This is a genomic window from Marinobacter sp. Arc7-DN-1 (genome assembly GCF_003441595.1).
In the GTDB taxonomy this organism is placed as follows: Bacteria; Pseudomonadota; Gammaproteobacteria; order Pseudomonadales; family Oleiphilaceae; genus Marinobacter; species Marinobacter metalliresistant.
Genome location: NZ_CP031848.1, coordinates 3862142 through 3880232 on the forward strand (window position 1 = coordinate 3862142; position 18091 = coordinate 3880232).

The 18091-nt window shown below is 56.9% G+C and carries 15 protein-coding genes; 14 read left to right on the top strand and 1 reads right to left on the bottom strand.

The genetic code is table 11. The features are described 5' to 3' along the window. Positions 1-197: 197 nt before the first annotated feature. From D0851_RS18190 to D0851_RS18200, 3 genes are read left to right on the top strand one after another with little or no spacing between them, the layout of a single operon-like run. Positions 198-2312: a type VI secretion system Vgr family protein gene (locus D0851_RS18190; protein ID WP_117620467.1), complete on the top strand. Its 2115-nt coding sequence runs from the start codon at positions 198-200 to the stop codon at positions 2310-2312. Next, positions 2281-3141, top strand: coding sequence for a DUF4123 domain-containing protein (locus tag D0851_RS18195; protein WP_162893773.1), 861 nt, complete (start codon positions 2281-2283; stop codon positions 3139-3141). Before D0851_RS18190 ends, D0851_RS18195 begins: the two co-directional genes overlap by 32 nt. After that, positions 3128-5842: a LysM peptidoglycan-binding domain-containing protein gene (locus D0851_RS18200; protein WP_117619891.1), complete on the top strand. Its 2715-nt coding sequence runs from the start codon at positions 3128-3130 to the stop codon at positions 5840-5842. Before D0851_RS18195 ends, D0851_RS18200 begins: the two co-directional genes overlap by 14 nt. Positions 5843-5856: 14 nt before the next feature. Here the strand turns inward: D0851_RS18200 and D0851_RS18205 are convergent, their stop codons facing one another. Beyond that, the gene (locus D0851_RS18205) at positions 5857-6726 is read right to left on the bottom strand and encodes a formylglycine-generating enzyme family protein (protein ID WP_162893774.1); all 870 of its coding nucleotides are present in this window, start codon (positions 6724-6726) and stop codon (positions 5857-5859) included. A 211-nt stretch (positions 6727-6937) separates the two neighbouring features. On the opposite strand from D0851_RS18205, the gene D0851_RS18210 reads away from it, so the two are divergent. The 11 genes from D0851_RS18210 (at position 6938) to D0851_RS18260 (ending at position 18091) form a co-directional block, all read left to right on the top strand. Then, positions 6938-7636, top strand: coding sequence for a DUF3592 domain-containing protein (locus D0851_RS18210; RefSeq protein WP_117619893.1), 699 nt, complete (start codon positions 6938-6940; stop codon positions 7634-7636). Positions 7637-7779: 143 nt separating this feature from the next. Next, positions 7780-8883: an AI-2E family transporter gene (locus D0851_RS18215; protein WP_117619894.1), complete on the top strand. Its 1104-nt coding sequence runs from the start codon at positions 7780-7782 to the stop codon at positions 8881-8883. A gap of 101 nt (positions 8884-8984) precedes the next feature. After that, complete coding sequence (locus D0851_RS18220) at positions 8985-10127, top strand: zinc-binding dehydrogenase (protein WP_117619895.1); 1143 nt, start codon at positions 8985-8987, stop codon at positions 10125-10127. Then, complete coding sequence (locus D0851_RS18225) at positions 10127-11188, top strand: proline racemase family protein (RefSeq protein ID WP_117619896.1); 1062 nt, start codon at positions 10127-10129, stop codon at positions 11186-11188. The genes D0851_RS18220 and D0851_RS18225 overlap by 1 nt, the downstream gene beginning before the upstream one ends. Positions 11189-11347: 159 nt before the next feature. After that, on the top strand, positions 11348-12997 hold the full coding sequence (locus D0851_RS18230) for an AMP-binding protein (RefSeq protein WP_117619897.1): 1650 nt from the start codon (positions 11348-11350) through the stop codon (positions 12995-12997). After that, positions 12994-13410 carry a PaaI family thioesterase gene (locus tag D0851_RS18235; protein WP_117619898.1) on the top strand — a complete coding sequence of 139 codons (417 nt, stop codon included), beginning with the start codon at positions 12994-12996 and terminating at the stop codon, positions 13408-13410. The genes D0851_RS18230 and D0851_RS18235 overlap by 4 nt, the downstream gene beginning before the upstream one ends. 4 nt (positions 13411-13414) lie before the next feature. After that, positions 13415-14218 (top strand): alpha/beta fold hydrolase, encoded by an 804-nt coding sequence (locus D0851_RS18240; protein ID WP_117619899.1) that lies wholly within the window; start codon positions 13415-13417, stop codon positions 14216-14218. 78 nt (positions 14219-14296) lie between these two features. Then, positions 14297-15082: an ABC transporter ATP-binding protein gene (locus D0851_RS18245; RefSeq protein ID WP_117619900.1), complete on the top strand. Its 786-nt coding sequence runs from the start codon at positions 14297-14299 to the stop codon at positions 15080-15082. After that, positions 15079-15801, top strand: coding sequence for an ABC transporter ATP-binding protein (locus tag D0851_RS18250; RefSeq protein ID WP_117619901.1), 723 nt, complete (start codon positions 15079-15081; stop codon positions 15799-15801). Before D0851_RS18245 ends, D0851_RS18250 begins: the two co-directional genes overlap by 4 nt. A 78-nt stretch (positions 15802-15879) precedes the next feature. Then, entirely contained in the window at positions 15880-17094 is a 1215-nt protein-coding gene (locus D0851_RS18255; protein WP_117619902.1) for an ABC transporter substrate-binding protein, read from the top strand. Positions 17095-17203: 109 nt separating this feature from the next. Continuing rightward, the gene (locus D0851_RS18260) at positions 17204-18091 is read left to right on the top strand and encodes a branched-chain amino acid ABC transporter permease (RefSeq protein ID WP_117619903.1); all 888 of its coding nucleotides are present in this window, start codon (positions 17204-17206) and stop codon (positions 18089-18091) included.

The window sequence follows — 18091 nt, forward strand, 5'->3', positions numbered from 1 at the left end:
AAATCGGGGTCAGATGAAAAGTTCATCTGACCCCATTTTCATCTGACCCCATGTTCAGCCTTCACCACTGGATTTTCTGAACCAGTGCTGGTACTTTCCCCGCCAGTTGTTGTTCGTCAACCCGACCAGGATGTGGTTGGCGTGGAATTCGGGGTCAGATGAAAGTTCATCTGACCCCAACTTCAGGGATTGAAGATATGCCCCAGGCAAGCGGATTGCAGTTTACCGCCCATGTTGGCGAACTCCCCCCGGATCTATTCTCAGTGGTTGGCTTCACCCTGGCCGAGCGCCTTTCCGAGGTGTTCCACGGTCGCCTTGAGCTGGCCAGTACCGACCGGTCGATTCAGGCTGCGGACATTCTGGAACAACCGGTCGATCTCGCCGTCTGGCAGGACGGCGTGCCGCTTCGGCGTTTCACCGGCGTGGTCAGCGAATTCGCCCGGGGCGATGCCGGCCACCGGCGCACCCGCTACGAACTGGTCATCCAGCCCCCGCTCTGGCGTCTGGGCCTGATGCACAACAGCCGGATCTTCCAGGCCCAAGGCACCGATGCCATCGTGCGGACCCTGTTGGAGGAGCGGGGCATTATCGATTCGGTCTTTGATTTCAAACGCCCACCGCAAGAGCGGGAGTATTGCGTCCAGCACCGGGAAAGCGACCGGGCCTTTGTCGAACGCCTGGCCGCCGAGGAAGGCTGGCACTACCGCTACGAACACGGCAGCGTGGACGGGGAGATTCAACCGGCCCTGGTCATCGCCGATCACCACGGCGATGCCCCGACACTTGCCCCGGCAGAGTACAACGCCAACGCGGGCGGCAGCACCCAGCGCCCGGTGGTGTATCGCTTCCGATACGAGGAACGGGTGCGGGTGGCCTCCGTGGCCATGAAGGACTACACCTTCAGGAATCCGGCCTACGCCCTGATGCACGAGAATGCCACCGGCGGATTGCATCATCGCGAGGACTACCAGCACTACGACTACCCCGGCCGTTTCAAGGCCGACGCCAGTGGCCAGCCCTTCACCGAAGCCAGACTTCAGTCCCTGCGCAACGACGCCCGCACCGCCACCGGGGAGAGCAACCGCCCGGATTTCTGTGCGGGTGCCAAGGTAGAACTGACTGACCACGGCAGCGATGCCCTGAACCGGGAATGGCTGCTGACGGCGATCATCCACACCGGCACCCAACCCCAGGCCCTGGAAGAAGAGGACGGCAGCGAGCCGACCACCTACCATAACCAATTCCGCGCGGTGCCCGCCGACATCCCCTGGCGGCCACAAACCCAACACCGCCCCCGGATGGACGGCCCGCAGATTGCCATGGTCACCGGGCCCGAGGGTGAAGAGATTCACTGTGATAAGCACGGCCGGGTAAAAGTCCGCTTTCCGTGGGATAGATACAGCCGCAATAACGAACACAGCAGCGCCTGGCTACGGGTCAGCCAGGGCTGGGCCGGCGGCCAGTACGGCTTCATGGCACTGCCCAGGATGGGCCACGAAGTGATTGTCTCCTTCCTGGACGGCGACCCGGACCAGCCCATCATCACCGGTCGCACCCACCACGTCACCAACACGCCACCCTATGCGCTGCCGGAACACAAAACCCGCACCACCCTGAAAACCAAAACCCACAAGGGCGAGGGCAGCAACGAACTGAGGTTTGAAGACGAAGCCGACCAGGAGCAGATCTACCTCCACGCCCAGAAAGACCTGGACTTGCTTACCGAGAACAACCGGACCGAGGTGATCCGGAACGATAGCCACCTCACCGTCGAGAACAACCGCTTCAGCCAGACCAAAGGTAACGACCATGTCACCGTTGATGGCGAGTATCGCCAAAGCATAAGTGGCGATTCCAGTCTCACCGTCAACGGCAGCCACCACAGCAAACAGGGCAAAAGCCAGCTCATCGAAGCCGGCAGCGAAATTCACCACAAGGCGGGTATCAAGATCGTCATCGAAGCTGGCGCCGAAGTCACTCTCAAAGCCGGTGGCAGTTTTGTGAAGGTGGACCCCAGTGGGGTAACGGTGTCTGGTCCTTCAGTACGGATGAATTCCGGTGGTGGGCCGGGGAGCGGGAGTGGTGCGGCTGGCGAGACGCCGGAACTGCCTCTCGGGGTTATTGCGGAATCCGGGCGCCGGGACGCCGTGCAGCTGGCTGAAACCAACCAGCGGGCTTCGGGGAAGGGTGCCCCACAAGTCGTAGCAGATCCCTCAATATTGCTGAAGGAATCAGCCAACCAGGGAGCGCCCGTCGTTTCCGCTTGCGAGTTTGATGAGAATGGACGCTGCAAACTACATCAGCACGCTTGATCGTCTCGAGTTGCTAAATCAGGAACCCTTCCGAGCAGACTTTGCCGTCATCGACCTCGCGGTTGATGAACGGTTTCTGCAATTTCTGTACGACTCTGATCGACAGGGCGCTGTTCATTGGCGGAGTCTTCTGGAAAATACCCGATGGCAAGCTTCCTGGCAGGCTGGCCCGGTATTTCTGGAATTCGCTGGCGACAGCCACTTCCGGGACAAGCTGAAAGAACGGTTGACCCAATTGCCATTGGGCATCCTCGTTGAATCCTCTGAGAGCCCGGAGCAGGTTTTTGAGTGGGCTCAGGGATGGCTGCTGGCGCTTGCGGATTCGGATGAGCGTCTTTTCCGGTTTTACGATCCAAGGTCTTTCCGGCCGCTGATGGCAACACTCCAGGAAAGATCACGGAGCATGGTGAACCCAGGAGCGGCGATCTATTGGAGCCAGAGTGGCGCCTGGTACGCATACCGGTCTGCCGGTCAAACAGAAACAGGCGATGCCCCTGAAGGTATTTCGTTGTCTCAGGCAGAACTCTTGGAATTGCCGGGTTTTCGGTTGGCAGGTCGTGCCATGGTCTACACGAATGTCTACCGGGATTACCTGCCCTATAGCGAAAACCCCGGAGTCTGGGTGTTAGAGCAGCTGCAGGAAGCCAACAGTCTTGGTTTTGAATCCGCTTCTCTGCAAGAGCGCTGGTTGCGACTGAGAATTCGCAATGGCGCTCCTCTGCTTGGCCGGCTGGATTATCGAGAAATCATGAACAAGCCGGATATGACGCCGGCGGACCGTTTGAACGCTATGGAAAGCATATTGGAGTCCACGGATGCCACAACATAAAGTTCAGTCAGGTGAAACCCTGTCAGGTATTGCTTCCCGTTACGAGGTTTCGCTGGATGAGATCAAGGCTGAGAACCCGATTATTCAGGATGTGAATCACATAGAGGCCGGCTGGAATCTGACAGTGCCTGATAACCCCGCAACCCGGAATGCTTTGCCGCCAGCACAGTCGGCCAATGATGATACAAAAGATGATCTCGAATGTTCCCAGTGCTCGATAGAATGCGAAGCGCTTGTCCATGTCACTGGTGAGGAAGACGTTCTCTATGCGCTTACCCGAACTCAGCTAAGAGATCTGCATAGGGAGATTGAAACGCTTAACGAGCCATTGATTGAACTGAAAGCGGCGGAAGAAGGGCCAAAAGCAGAGATACCTGCCGCCCGGGAAAAAGCCTGGAACAGACTCAGAAAGTTGGGAGCGCTCCCGAAGCCGGAGCACAGTTCGACTGCAAAAGAACTGCTCAGAGACTACGAAGCGCGCTGGAAAAGGGAGCGGCAACGGCTTGAACATCAGCGCCGTCGTGCAAAGCGGATTGAGTATGAAATCAACCAGATTCGAAACCAGATCCTGTTTCCGGCCAGTCAACGCAATCTGACAGATGCAAGGGACCAGCTTTCGGTAAAGGTGTTCACAACGCTTTGTGCGGAACTGGAGGCGACCCTGCCAGGTGTGAAAGCCAAGGTTGAAGCCCATGAACTGATCGCCGACGCCAGTAAACAAGACCTATCGGCAATAGATGAAAGGCTGAAGTTTCTTCGCGCGGCGCTCGAGGCAGAAATTCAGTACCGGATGGTGGAGAGTGCCGACGACGCAGACAGCCAGGAAGCACGTCAGCTAAGGTATGAAGCCGACGAGCTGAAAAATTATACCCGCTGGCCTGATTTCATTGCCGAGTCCGATATCCAGTCTCTCGTAGAAAAGCAGAAACGGCTCAACGAGCTCGATGGTGAACTTATTCCGTACATGGATTACGTCAGCGACTATGCGGCGAAAGTGTCCTGGGTCGTCCGGCTGTGGAATGTCATCCACCACGAGGAGGTTGAGAAGCATCGTCAGGAGCAGCAGGAACGCCGGGACCTGATCGTCGATATTGGGAAGACCCTCAGAGGCCTGGTGGAAACCAGCCCTCCCTCGGCTGTCGATGTTCTTGCCAAACCCAATGTCAGTTCAATGAAAGCCCGCCCGTTGATCGAACTGAAGCACACTGGTGGCGCTGGTTATCGTTACGCCCGCCAGGAGGTTCTGAATCAATTGCGCAGTAACTGGAAGCCATTGAAGGCCTCGGATGTTCGTGCAGTGATGAACGCCGCCGACTTTGAGCGAGCCTGGGGCGAGGCCAAAGATTCACTGAAGAACAATCGGTCGCTCAAGGTGAAATTCGCCGAGTGGAAGAGTAAAGAGGACAACTTCTTCAACCAGTTGGAAATCGAATTATTTAAAAAAGAAGCGTCGACCAAAGATGGGCGCTTCGCTGCCAGTGCTGAAGCACAGATGTTCCGGTTTGCCGCTCAATGCAGTCTGGAAGCCAACTATGATCCCCAGAAGGGCGAGGCCTACATCGGCACGCAAATGCAGGGTGCGTACAGTTTGCTGCAGGGTGAGGCGACCTTTGCGGCACGAATACCTGATGAAACCGGAGCAAAGGTTATTCTCGAATACGAGAACCACCAGGGAAATCAGATAAAGCTTCATTGTGGTTACTTCAGAGCCGATGCGGAGTACCGGATCCAGGGCTTCGCTGGTGCCTGCGTCTCTCTTGCAGCCAATGCGAAGGTATCAAGTGCCCCGGGGCAAGTCGGTATTTCTGGGGAAACTAACGGGGAGGCATTTGCCGGGGCGACGGTGAGTAATGAAGCCAGGTTTGGGGTTAAGTGGAAGGCGGCTTATCAGGAGGTTGCCGATCACCAGGGTTCTGGTGAGGGTAGCTCCTCAAGAAGCACGGAGATCACTGAAGATCAAAAAGCACTGGGCTCCGAATTCAGATCCTTGCTGGATGTAAAGCCGGAGATTGCGATATCCGCAGGAATCGGGGCCGGTTTTGATTACAAGGTATTTCTTGAGCGGGATACATTGTACATGGCACTTAACGGTAGGCTGGTTGTCGGTGCTGGCGGAGGTGGCGGAATTGCCGCCGAACTCAATGGCAAGCAGATCTGGGAGTTGGGGAAGTTTGTCCGCTGGTCGCTGGAGCGGAGTGATTTCAGATTTCTGGACTGGATTGATGAGGGTGCATTCAAGCAGATCACGTTGTTTTTAAAAGCGTTTGTTTTAACGAAATCAGACTTTGAAGAGTTTGTTTCTCAGGGGGCAGAACGAATCGAAAAGTTCTGGGCGGATCTGAGCACAGCTAATTCGAGAGTAAGGGATGTTGCTAAGGCTGTTATTTCGAATAACGATGTGGCCAGGCTGCCCCCTCTTGCAAAAGCTGAGCTTTTGGAGATTTTGATGGAAGACAGTTCCGCTTTCTTCGGTTTTGAGGATCCATACCGATCAATTGCTGACGAAGCGAGTATGAAGATCCTTGAGACGGTAACCATGCATCGGGAATTGGTGGAGATTTTGAAGCGGATCGGTAATGAGGGGAAGAAAGGCGGCTTCCATGATCTCAAGACCAATTATGCGCGACTGATTGCTCGCCGATTATTGCGTTCGCCTCAATCTGAAAAGGCTGAGCGGTGGTTGTCAGGCGTGCTCAGTTAATGCTGCATGATGGTCTATTTTAAGCCTGAATCTGTAGAGCAACGGAACCCCCGGATCTCTGAAGCGAGCGTCTGCGAGCCTTTTCGTCGGGATATTGTTGTGTTTGCAAGGAAGTTCTCATAATTACCACCTCGTAACACCCGATAGGGCAAGCCTTCGAAAATATCCTTCTGTCCCTCTGCGGGCCCTTTAGGGTTGTTAACGGGAGAGTGCTCGTAGAAGTCCTCTGAGTAGTTGTCGCTAACCCACTCTCCAACGTTCCCCGACATGTCATATAACCCCAGCGCATTCGGTGGAAACGTGCCGGGCGGGTTTGGCATTGCGACTTCATAGGGTGGTGGGGCGTACCGGCTATGCTCAACCTTGGCAGCCATGGTGACATCTTCAATAGCCTCTCCGTTCTCGGTTGCGTAACGAAGCATTTGCCCCCGAGAACGTGCAGCAAACTCCCACTCTGCCTCTGTGGGAAGCCGGACTTTTGTGCCAGCGTGTTCGCCCAGCCATTGGCAAAAGGCTTTCGCATCTACCCAGGATGCGACAGCTGGGAATTCATCGTCAAAGCGCTCGGACATTTTATCCCTCATGTCCTCATAGCGATCATCGGAGGGCTCATACCCCGTCACCTCTATAAACAGCTCAAAATCTCCCTGGGTAACCTCATACTTCTGAATATAGAAATCATCCAGAACCACCCTGTGAGGCGGCCAGCTATCACTGCTCCCATCCCATCCACCTGGATTCCCCATCATAAACTCCCCACCTTCCACAAAAACCATGGCATCCATCTGTCGCTGGACCATGTCTTTTGCCTGGGATTCGAAATAGAGGCTGCAACCGGAAAGGGCTGATGTAAGAACGAGGGAAGAAAAAACGAGGTAACGCATGCTTGCTCCGTGCACTGGGATTAACACTCCATGTGTTGGTGCCATTCTAGCAACTAGCGTGAAGTAACAGAATTACTATAGAGACAGTTTGTGCCCAGTGGTGGAGCCAGGTCTCACTTCGTGACTTTCAAGCCCCGCCGATTCAAGTATAATTTTGACTCCCGAAAACAGGCCGTTTTCGGGCAAGGAAGAAACCATCAAAGGAACTGATATGAAAACCTTCAACACGCTGCGTGTGATCTTTGCACTCGTGGGTACCGGCATGCTTGTCGGCGCCTTCTTTTCTTTCCAGAGCACCTCAACCTTTCTTGATACCGCAACAGCCAAGCCCGGTGTTGTGACAGACCTGATCCGCTCGCGGTCCGGTGATTCAAATGCCTATTATCCCATCGTCCGCTTTGAAGACGAGCAGGGCAGGCTCACAGAGTTCCGTTCTTCAAGTGGCAGTAATCCTCCAAGTTACAGTCCCGGTGAGACGGTTCGTGTGCTGTTTACGCCCGACGAGCCTGAGTCTGCAAGGATTGACGGATTCTTTTCGCTTTGGGGTGCAACCCTGATCGTAGGCTTCTTGGGTGGCGTTTTCTTCCTGATTGGGGCCGGCATGTTTGTTGTACCGGCTGTCAGAAATGGTGGCGCGGCAAAGCTTCGCGAAACCGGACAGCGGGTTCAGGGCATCTTTCAGGGTGTCGAAAAGAACAAGATGATAGAGATGAACGGCAAAAGCCCCTATCAGATCGTTTGTCAGTGGCAGAATCCGGTCACTTCCGATATTCATGTATTCAGGAGTGACAACCTCTGGTTTGACCCGTCGGAGCATATCCAGAGCGAATCCATACCCGTGTACATCAACCCGACCAACCCGAAGCGCTATTGGGTAGATACGTCCTTTTTGCCGAAGATGGCGGCCTGATTCGGCTCTGAGCCCCCATGTAAGTGAACCCCACGTAGCCTCTCCCGGGTGCACCCTGGCACTGGTGAGGGTAGACTGACCGTTTTGAATGCCGGCCCGGCTTTTTCCGGGCCGGATTTTTCTCAAGGTCTGCAGGGTTCATCATGGACGACCATTCCACAAACACCGACTCGGCGGGCGAAAGCAGGCGCCCGCTGATTTCATCGGATCTTGCCACGCCAATCTACGGGCTGTTCGGCCTGGGTACTCTGTACACCCTGTACCTGGCCCATGAGATTGTTATGCCCATCATTCTCGCGTTAATGACGAGCCTGTTGTTGTCGCCACTGGTGAAGAAGGCCTACGTCAAATGGCGGATTCCGCGGGTGGTCAGCTCGCTGGTTCTGGTCTTGCTGGTACTGGCCGGGATTGTCGGTATTGCCGTTGCTGTCGCGACCCCGGCGCTGAAGTGGATGGAAGAGGTGCCGCAGGGTATCTCCAGGCTGCTGGTAGGCGAGAGCGAGATAAGTCGCCAGATTGCCAGGGTGACGGAATCAGCGAAGCAGGTTGAGAAATCCGTGGAGGAGCTTTCCGAGACAGAACAACAACAGCCAACGGCGGTTGTTCTGCAAACGGACTCCTGGCGCAGCCAACTGATGGCCAAAGTCCGGAACGGCATCGCGGGCCTCGCGCTGGCACTGGCACTGACCTATTTCCTTCTGGTCAGCGGTAACCGCCTGACCAGAAACTTTGTTCGTCAGCTCCCCATTGATCAGCGCAAAACGGTTTTACGGATCACTCATGATTCGCAGCATCAGATTGCCCGCTACCTGGGCGTTCTGGGATTGAGCAATCTGGCCGTTGGCACTATCACTGGTCTTATATCCTGGGGCGCCGGCTTGCCGGATCCGGCGGTCTGGGGGCTGGTGGCAGGGTTGGCCCGGTTTATTCCCTATCTGGGCAATATTCTCTCGATTTCGATGCTGACAATCGTATCAGCCGTCAGCCTGGATGAACTCTGGATGATGGCGATCGCGCCCCTGGGTTTCCTGGGGCTGACAACCCTTGTGGGTCTGTTTATCGAGCCCTGGATCCATGGCTTCCGCATGGCCATCAATCCGGTGATTATCTTCGTCTCGATCTTCTTCTGGGGCTGGCTATGGGGGCCAGTGGGCGTGCTTCTGGCGGTGCCATTGATGACGGTTATCCAGGTGGTCCTCAAGCAGATTCCCAAGCTGCGCCCGGTCTACAAGGTTATTGCGCGATAGCGGGAATAATGGATACCCGCAACACGCACTGACACACCCCGGAAACTCACCTATCCTCTCTGGATACCCGAAATTCAGCAGACAGGGAGGATCGCCCGCCCATGATCCCGACTACCATGAAAGCCATGGTTCTTACCGGTCACGGTGATATCGACAAACTCGAGTATCAGGATGTCCCCGTTCCCACCCCCGGGCCCGGCCAGGTGCTTGTTCAGGTGACGGCAACGGCTAAGAACAATACCGACCGGAAGGCCCGGGAAGGGCTGTATCCCACCAAAAAGGGTGAAATGACCTCGTTCCAGATGGGCGGCAAACCCACGCTGGTTTTTCCACGGATACAGGGTGCGGATATTGCCGGGCGTATTGTGGCCGTTGGCGAAGGTGTTGATGAGGCCCGGGTCGGCGAACGGGGTCTGCTGGACTTCAACATCTACGCCAATGATCGTCGGGATATCAATCTCACGCCCGATTACTACGGCCACGGCGCCGATGGCGGGTACGCGGAATACGCTGCACTGCCTGCGGACCAGTTTCATCACATACCCAACCCCGAAATGGCGGATGCCGAAGTCGCGTCCATGGGTATGTGTTCCTATCAGACTGCCATGCACATGCTCACGTCGGCCAACATCAGGGCCGGCGAACGGGTACTGGTAACCGGCGCCAGTGGTGGTGTGGGCACCGCACTGATCCAGCTGTGCCGGATTATGGGAGCAATTCCGTACGCCCTGAGCAAACAGGACAAGGCCGGACCGTTGCTGGAACTGGGTGCCGAGGCGGTGCTGGATCGCTCCGATATGGCTACGTTCGTGGAGCGAGTGAAAGCGCAAACCGGCGGCAAACCCATTGATGCGGTGATGGATCTGGTTGGCGGTGAAATGACCGATGCGTTCATCGATACCATGATTTTCGATATGAATGCCCGCAGCACCTACCCGCGCCTGAGCATTGCCGGCGCCAGCGGCGGCAACATCAGCGAAATCCTGTGGACCCGTATCTACCTCTATCAGGTGCAGATTCTCGGCGTGTCCCATGGTACCCGGGAGGAAGCGGAACAGCTGATGGCCTGGATTCGCAACGGCCACCTGAAACCGGTTCTGCACGGCGCTTTCCGGCTCTCTGATCTGCACCGGGCAGAGCAGTACTTCGTGAACCGGGGTAGCACTTATCTCGGCAAGATCGTGATTGTTCCCGACTCACAGTGGGAAGAACACGGCAAACGCTGGTCACTGGAGAGCGCCTGATGAAGCCGGAACTGACCATTGAACTGATGGATACCCATGCCGGCGGTGATGTCAGCCGTATCGTGACCGGTGGTATTGATCGGCTGCCCGGCGATACTGTTCGGGCGCAGATGGAATACCTGCGCGACGATGCCGATGGCCTGCGCCGGCTGCTGCTGGAAGAGCCCTATGGCGTGCCGGAAATGTCAGTGGATCTGCTGGTGCCGCCGACGGACCCGAGGGCGGCGGCCGGCTACATCATCATGGAGGTGATGGGCTACCCGATCTACTCCGGCTCAAACACCATTTGCACCGCCACCGCCGTGCTCGAATCGGGCATTGTGCCGAAACAGGAAGGGAAACAGAATTTCGTCCTGGAGTCGCCCGCCGGCCTGGTTCAGATCGAGGCGACCGTGCATGACGGCCTGGTGGAAACGATCACCTGTGAAGGCCTGCCCAGTTATATCCATACCTACCAGGCCACCATTGATGTGCCTTCGCTGGGTGGGATTACCTACAGCGTGGCCTACAGCGGCGGGTTCTACGCGCTGGTCGATGCCGCCAGCCTGGGTTTTGATCTGACCCTGGATGAGGAACGCAAGCTGGCGGAAACCGCCCACGCCATCGTCGAGGCCATTCAGGCCGAGCGTGGCTTTTCCCATTACACCCTTGGCGATGTCGGCCCGCTGCCGTTCCTGCACTTCATGGGGCCTGTGGAGCATCTAGCTGAAGGTTATTACCGTTCCCGTTCCGCTACCTACGTGCATCCGGGCGTGATATGCCGGAGCACGACCGGCACCGGCACCTCGGCGCGGCTGGCGCTGATGAATTACGAAGGCAGCATAAAGCCGGGCGACAAGCTGGAAACCATATCCCTGAGGGAGACCGGTTTTATCGGCGAATTTACCTCGGTTGAGGAAGAGGGCGAATACCAGGTGATCAAGAACAGCATCACTGGCAAGGGCTATGTCATTGCCCGCTCAGACATCGTTGTGAACTGCGATGATCCTATGGTGGAGTGTGGGGCCCTGCACCATATTCTTTCCAGCCGCCACTCCGGAGATATCACCCCGAAATCCTGATCTCCTCACTGGGCGCGGCCTGCCGGCTGCGCCGGTTTATCTCCTCATAAAGCGCCCCGATTTTCTTCCTACTTGGTCTAAAGTTTACCTTTACGTAAAGTGAAGCCTGTGCTAAACCTTGACCCGTGCTTTCGATGATAAAAACAACAGGAGTTGAGAATGAGCCTTCCGGAATACACTGACGTTTACAACAACTTCGATCCTGCTGCCCTGGAAGCGGACATCCTGGATGGACGTCTGGATAGCGGGCTCAACGTATGCCACGAAATCTGCGACAAGTGGGCGGGCGACCCCAGCCGGGTCGCCCTTTACTACGAAAAAGAGGATGGCGGTGACGGTGTTCTGACCTTTGCCGAGCTGAAAGAGCAGTCCGCCCGATTTGCCAATTACCTGGCATCCCAAGGCATTGGCAAGGGTGACCGGGTGGCTGCACTCCTGCCGCGTACACCGGAGCTGCTGATCGTCATCGCGGGCACCCTGCGCGCCGGTGCTGTCTATCAACCCCTGTTCACTGCCTTTGGGTCCGGGGCTATTGAATACCGTTTTGAGCGGGCCGGCACCAGGCTGGTGGTGACCAACCCGGAAAACTACCCCAAGCTGAATGACGTCAAGGTGTGTCCGCCGGTACTCGCAGTGAACGCCGGTGAGATTGACGCTGAAGTCCCCGATTTCGAGGAAACCCTGGCGGCGCAGTCCAGTGAGTTTGAGCCGGTCATGGTTAAAGGCGACGACCCGTTCCTGCAGATGTTTACGTCTGGAACGGTGGGCAAGTCCAAGGGCGTTGCCGTCCCGGCCAAAGCGCTGCTGGCGTTTTATGTCTATATGAAGTATGCCATCGATCTGCGTGACGACGACAGGTTCTGGAATGTGGCCGATCCCGGCTGGGCCTACGGCCTTTATTACGCCGTGGTGGGCCCCCTGTTGATGGGGCACGCTACCCATTTCAACCCGGGGGGCTTCACGCCGGAATCCACCTACGACATGATCCGGAAGTACAAGATCACCAACCTGGCCGCGGCGCCTACGGCCTATCGTCTGCTCAAGGCCAACGATCATGTGCTGCCAGAAGGTGAGAACCTGGGTCTGCGAATCGCCAGCAGTGCCGGTGAGCCCCTCAATCCGGAAGTGGTGAACTGGATCCGCAATCGTCACTTCTGCCCGGTCAAGGATCACTACGGCCAGACCGAAACCGGTATGACCTGCTGTAACTTCCATGGCCTTGAGCATCCCGTTCGCGAGGGTTCAATGGGTTATGCCTCCCCGGGCCATAAAGTCGTCGCCCTGAACGAGAAGAACGAGGAAGTGGGCGCGGGCGAGGTTGGTCAACTGGCCGTGGACGTGAAAGCTTCGCCCCTGTTCCACTTTGACGGTTACACCTGGGGTGAAAAAGACCCGTTCGTGGAAGGCTACTATCTCACCGGTGACATGGTGGTCTGCCACGGCGATGGGTGCTTCTCCTTCAGCGGTCGGGACGACGACATCATCACCACCGCCGGCTACCGCGTCGGCCCCGCGGATGTGGAGAGCACGTTGCTGGAGCATGCCGCCGTGGCGGAGTCCGGCGTAGTCGGGAAGCCGGATGAAAAGCGCGGCTCCATCATCAAGGCCTATGTGGTGATCAAGAGCGATCAGGAACCGGCGGATGAGCAGGCCCTGAAAGACGAACTTCAGGAGTTGGTGCGCCGCCGGTTGTCCACCCACGCCTTCCCCCGGGAAATCGAGTTCGTTGATGAGCTGCCGAAGACGCCGAGCGGCAAGATTCAGCGCTTCGTCCTTCGTAATAAAGCCCAGGAAGAAGCCGGCGCATGATCATCACGTTTGAAGAGCTGCAGGCCTTCCTTGACGAGCAGTTTCCGCAGGGGGCCGCCTTCGGCACCCTGCAAAAGCTGGGGGACGGCTGGGCGGAAATGAAGCTGGAAGTGGATGAGGAGCATCTCAGGCCGGGGGGGACCGTCTCCGGGCCGGCCATGATGGGGCTGGCGGACGTCACCCTTTACGCGGCGCTGTTGAGCAGGATTGGCCTGGTGCCGCTGGCGGTTACCACCAACCTGAATATCAACTTCCTGCGCAAACCTGTGGCACACCAGCCGATCTGGGCCAGGGCGACAATGCTGAAGGTCGGCCGTACCATGGGGGTGGGTGAAGTGTTTGTCTACTCCGAAGGCGCAGAGGATCCGGTGGCCCACTCCACCCTGACCTATTCGATTCCTCCGAACCGGTAGCGCCATGCAGATAAGAGACATGATGGTGCCGGTGGGCGAGGGCGTTGAGCTGGAAGTCAGGCGGATCCAGCACCAGCAACAAAAAGGGCCGGTTCTGGTGTTTCTGCACGAATCCCTCGGCAGTATTGCCCTGTGGCGGAAGTTTCCGGAGAAGCTTGCTAGGGCGACAGGGTGGGATGCGCTGATCTACAACCGGCAGGGTTACGGGCAGTCAACCCGGGAAGTGCTGCCGCGCCCCTACGACTACCTCGAAGTCGCCGGCCATCGCTGGCTACCCCGGTTGCTGGACAGGCTTGAAATTCCGGAAGCCGTGCTGGTGGGGCATAGTGATGGTGGCTCGATTTCCCTGGTAGCCGCCGGCGCTTTGGGCAGACGCGTAAAGGCGCTTGTCACCATGGCGGCGCACACCTACGCCGACCACCTGACGCTCGCGGGTTTAGAGGAAATGGCCAGTCGTTACCGGGAAACCGATATTCGTGAACGCCTGGAGCGGTATCACGGCCATCGGACCGATGATCTGTTTAACGCCTGGCAGACCGTCTGGCGTGATGAGGGGTTCCATGCGGCGATGGATTTCGGTCACTGGCTGGCGGCTATCGAATGCCCGGCTATGATCATTCAGGGAGAGTGTGACGAATACGGCGTGCCCGAACAGGTGACTGACATCGTGGCTGGCATCGGTTCCAGCGCCAGGGAGGTTTTCCTGGAAGATGCCGGTCACTCGCCCCATCTCGAGCAGCAGGACCAGTTGGTGACCCTCATATGCGACTTTTTGCGTAGCGAGGTTGAACTGAAAAATCAGAATTAAGTGTTGACGTTTACGTATACGTCAATCTAATCTGTGATATAGATAACATGTACAACAATAACAAAGGTAAATTGGCTCATGAGTGAACAGTACGTGCTGGAGACCCGTAACCTTGTCAAGGAATTCAAGGGCTTTGTTGCGGTCGACGACGTGAATCTGAAGATTCAGAAAGGCCATATTCACGCCCTGATTGGCCCCAACGGCGCCGGCAAGACCACGGTCTTCAATCTGCTCACCAAGTTCCTGATTCCGACCCGGGGTCAGATCCTGTTCAAGGGGCAGGACATCACAGCCATGAAATCGGCTGCCATTGCCCGTAAGGGGATCGTCCGCTCATTCCAGATTTCCGCGGTGTTTCCTCACATGACGGCACTGGAGAATATCCGGGTTGCCCTGCAAACCGCGGAAAACAACTCCTACAGCTTCTGGAAGTCCGGCGCTTCACTGAACAAACTGAACCAGCGCTGCATGGAATTGCTCGATTCCGTCGGGCTTGTGGAGTTCGCCAACACCACAACGGTGGAACTGGCCTATGGCCGCAAGCGGGCGCTGGAGCTGGCCACCACCTTGGCCATGGAGCCCGAATTGCTGCTTCTTGACGAGCCTACCCAGGGCATGGGCGGCGAAGACGTAGACAGTGTGGTTGAACTGGTTCGCAAGGCAGCCAGGGGCCGCACGGTGCTGATGGTGGAACACAATCTCGGGGTGGTCAGCAAACTGTGCGACCGCATCACGGTGCTGGCCCAGGGGGCCGTCCTTACCGAGGGAGAGTACAGCGAAGTGTCTGCCGATCCCCGAGTGCGTGAAGTCTACATGGGCACCGCGAACGATAAAGCCTCGGCGGAGCGGGAGACATCAGAATGAGCAACCGTGCCGACAAAGAATACGAACAGCTGCGGGTTTCCGGTCTGCACGCTTTTTACGGTGAGTCGCATATCCTGCACGGCATCGATCTTGTGGTTCACCGCGGCGAGCTGGTCACCCTGCTCGGGCGCAACGGCGCCGGCCGCAGCACAACGCTCAAGGCCATCATGAACATGGTTGGCCGCCGCACCGGCTCCATCATGATCAACGGCGAAGAGACCATGTCTTGTGCGCCGCACCATATTGCAAGGTTGGGTGTCGGGTATTGCCCCGAACACCGGGGCATTTTTTCCGCACTCAACGTCCAGGAGAACCTGACCCTGCCGCCGGTAGTGCGCAGCGGCGGCATGGGCCTGGAAGAAATTTACAGCATGTTTCCCAACCTCTATGAGCGCCGCTTCAGCCAGGGCACGAAACTGTCTGGCGGTGAACAGCAAATGCTGGCCATGGCCCGCATCCTTCGGACCGGCGCCAATATGCTGCTGCTCGACGAAATCACCGAGGGGCTGGCACCGGTCATTGTTGAAAAGCTTGGCGAAGTGCTGATCAAGCTCAAGAACAAAGGCCTGACCATTGTGCTGGTGGAGCAGAATTTCCATTTCGCCGCGCCGCTGGCTGATCGCCACTACGTTGTGGAGCATGGCCAGATCGTGGAAGAGGTAAGCGCCGGCGAGCTTGAAGCCAAGCAGTCGCTGCTGAACGACTATTTGGGTGTGTAACACCGGATAGAAGAGAGCAACAACCAAAAAAAGCAACAACCCGAACAACCAACGCACGACAGTCGCGGAGATACAACAATGACAATGATGAAAAAGCTTCTGACATCAGCCGTTGCAACCGCCATGATGGTGGGTGGCGCCCAGGCGGCCATTTCTGACAACACCGTTAAAATCGGCTACCTGGCGGACATGTCCGGTACCTACCGGGATCTCGCTGGCCCCAACGGCATGAAGGCCCTGGAAATGGCCGTCGCCGATTTCGGCGGAAAAGTGAGCGGCGCCACTATCGAAGTTGTGAGCGCAGATGACCGCAACAGCGCGGATGTGGCCTCCAGCACAGTCCGCCGCTGGGTCGAAAATGACAAAGTCGATCTGGTCGCCGGCCTTGTGGCTTCCTCAGTCTCCATCGCGGTAAGCGATATCCTTGAAGAGAATGACAAGCTGGGTATCATTTCCGGCTCTGCGGCCTCCAGCATCACCAACGAGCATTGCACGCCAAACCATATCCACTATGTGTACGACACTTATCCGCTGGCTAATGGCACTGCCAGTGCAGTGGTAAAAGAAGGCGGTAAAACCTGGTACATCCTGACCGCGGATTACGCGTTTGGTCATGCCCTTGAAGCGGACGTAACCCGCGTTGTTGAGGCCAACGGTGGCGAAGTCATCGGTACCCTGCGGCATCCGTTCCCTACGCCTGATTTCTCCTCTTTCATCCTTCAGGCACAGGCTTCGGGTGCGGATGTCGTGGCGCTGGCCAATGCGGGTGCGGATACCACCAATGCCATCAACACCGCCAGTGAGTTTGGTGTAACCCAGTCAGGACAGACCCTTGCCGCTCTGCTGCTGTTCCTGACAGATGTGCACGCACTGGGCGTGGATGCAGCCCAGGGCATTCAGCTGACCACGGGCTGGTACTGGGATATGAACGATGAGACCCGCGCCTGGTCCGATCGTTTCGAGAAAGAAACCGGAGTACGTCCGACCATGGTTCACGCCGGTATCTACTCCAGCACCATGCAGTACCTGAAAGCCGTTGAAGCCACCGGTTCCGACGATGCCCAGACTGTACGCCAGAAAATGATGGATACACCGATCAACGACATGTTTGCCAAGAACGGCAAGATTCGTGTCGATGGCCGTATGGTGCACGACATGTACCTGGCAGAAGTCAAAACACCGGCTGAGTCCAAAGGGGAGTGGGATCTGTACAAGATTCTCCGCACTATCCCGGCTGACGAAGCCTATCGCCCGCTCTCCGAGAGCAAGTGCCCGCTGGTAACCAGCAAATAAAGAGAAGAGCGTAATCTTCGGGGTTCCCTCGCCTTCCGGTGGGGCAGCCCCGGGAACTCGCAACGATGGTTCCCGGTATCACGTTTGCGCTGCTTTTGGAGTGAGCAACATGTCCATGATTTTCGGTGTCCCCCTTGCCGTGCTGGCTGGTCAGCTTCTGATCGGGGTCATTAATGGCGCGTTTTATGCGCTCTTGAGCCTCGGCTTGGCAGTTATCTTTGGCCTGCTCAAGATAATTAACTTTGCCCATGGGGCAATGTACATGCTGGGCGCCATGTCCACCGTCATCCTCTTTGACGCTCTCGGCGTCAATTACTGGGTTGCGCTTTTCGTCGCGCCACTTCTGGTCGGAGCGGTCGGCGTACTGATCGAATATTTCCTGCTCCGGAGGATCGCCGGCCAGGACCATATCTACAGCCTTTTGCTCACCTTTGGCGTGGCTTTGCTGTTACAGGGTGTGCTTACGAACATCTACGGGGTATCCGGGCTCCGGTATTCCATGCCTGATATATTCCAGGGCGGAATGAAACTCGGATTCATGTTCCTTCCTTATTACCGGCTCTGGGTTATCGTGATCGCGTTGCTGGTCTGCTTTGGCACCTGGTTCATGATCGAAAAAACCAAGCTTGGTGCCTATCTGCGTGCCGGAACGGAAGACTCTCAATTGATGCAGGGGTTCGGCATCAACGTGCCCTTACTGATCAGCCTTACCTACGGCTTTGGCGTTATGCTCGCGGCGTTTGCGGGTGTCCTGGCTGCGCCAATCTATTCCGTTACGCCGGTGATGGGGTCTCACATCCTGATAACCGTCTTTGCCGTGGTGGTTATCGGTGGCATGGGCTCCATCGGTGGCGCGATTATCACCGGTATTCTCATGGGGGTGATTGAAGGCCTTACCAAAACCTTTTATCCGCCTGCTTCATCCGCGGTGATCTTCCTGGTCATGGTGATCGTTCTGATGTTCCGCCCCAGTGGCTTGTTTGGTAAGGAGGCGTAA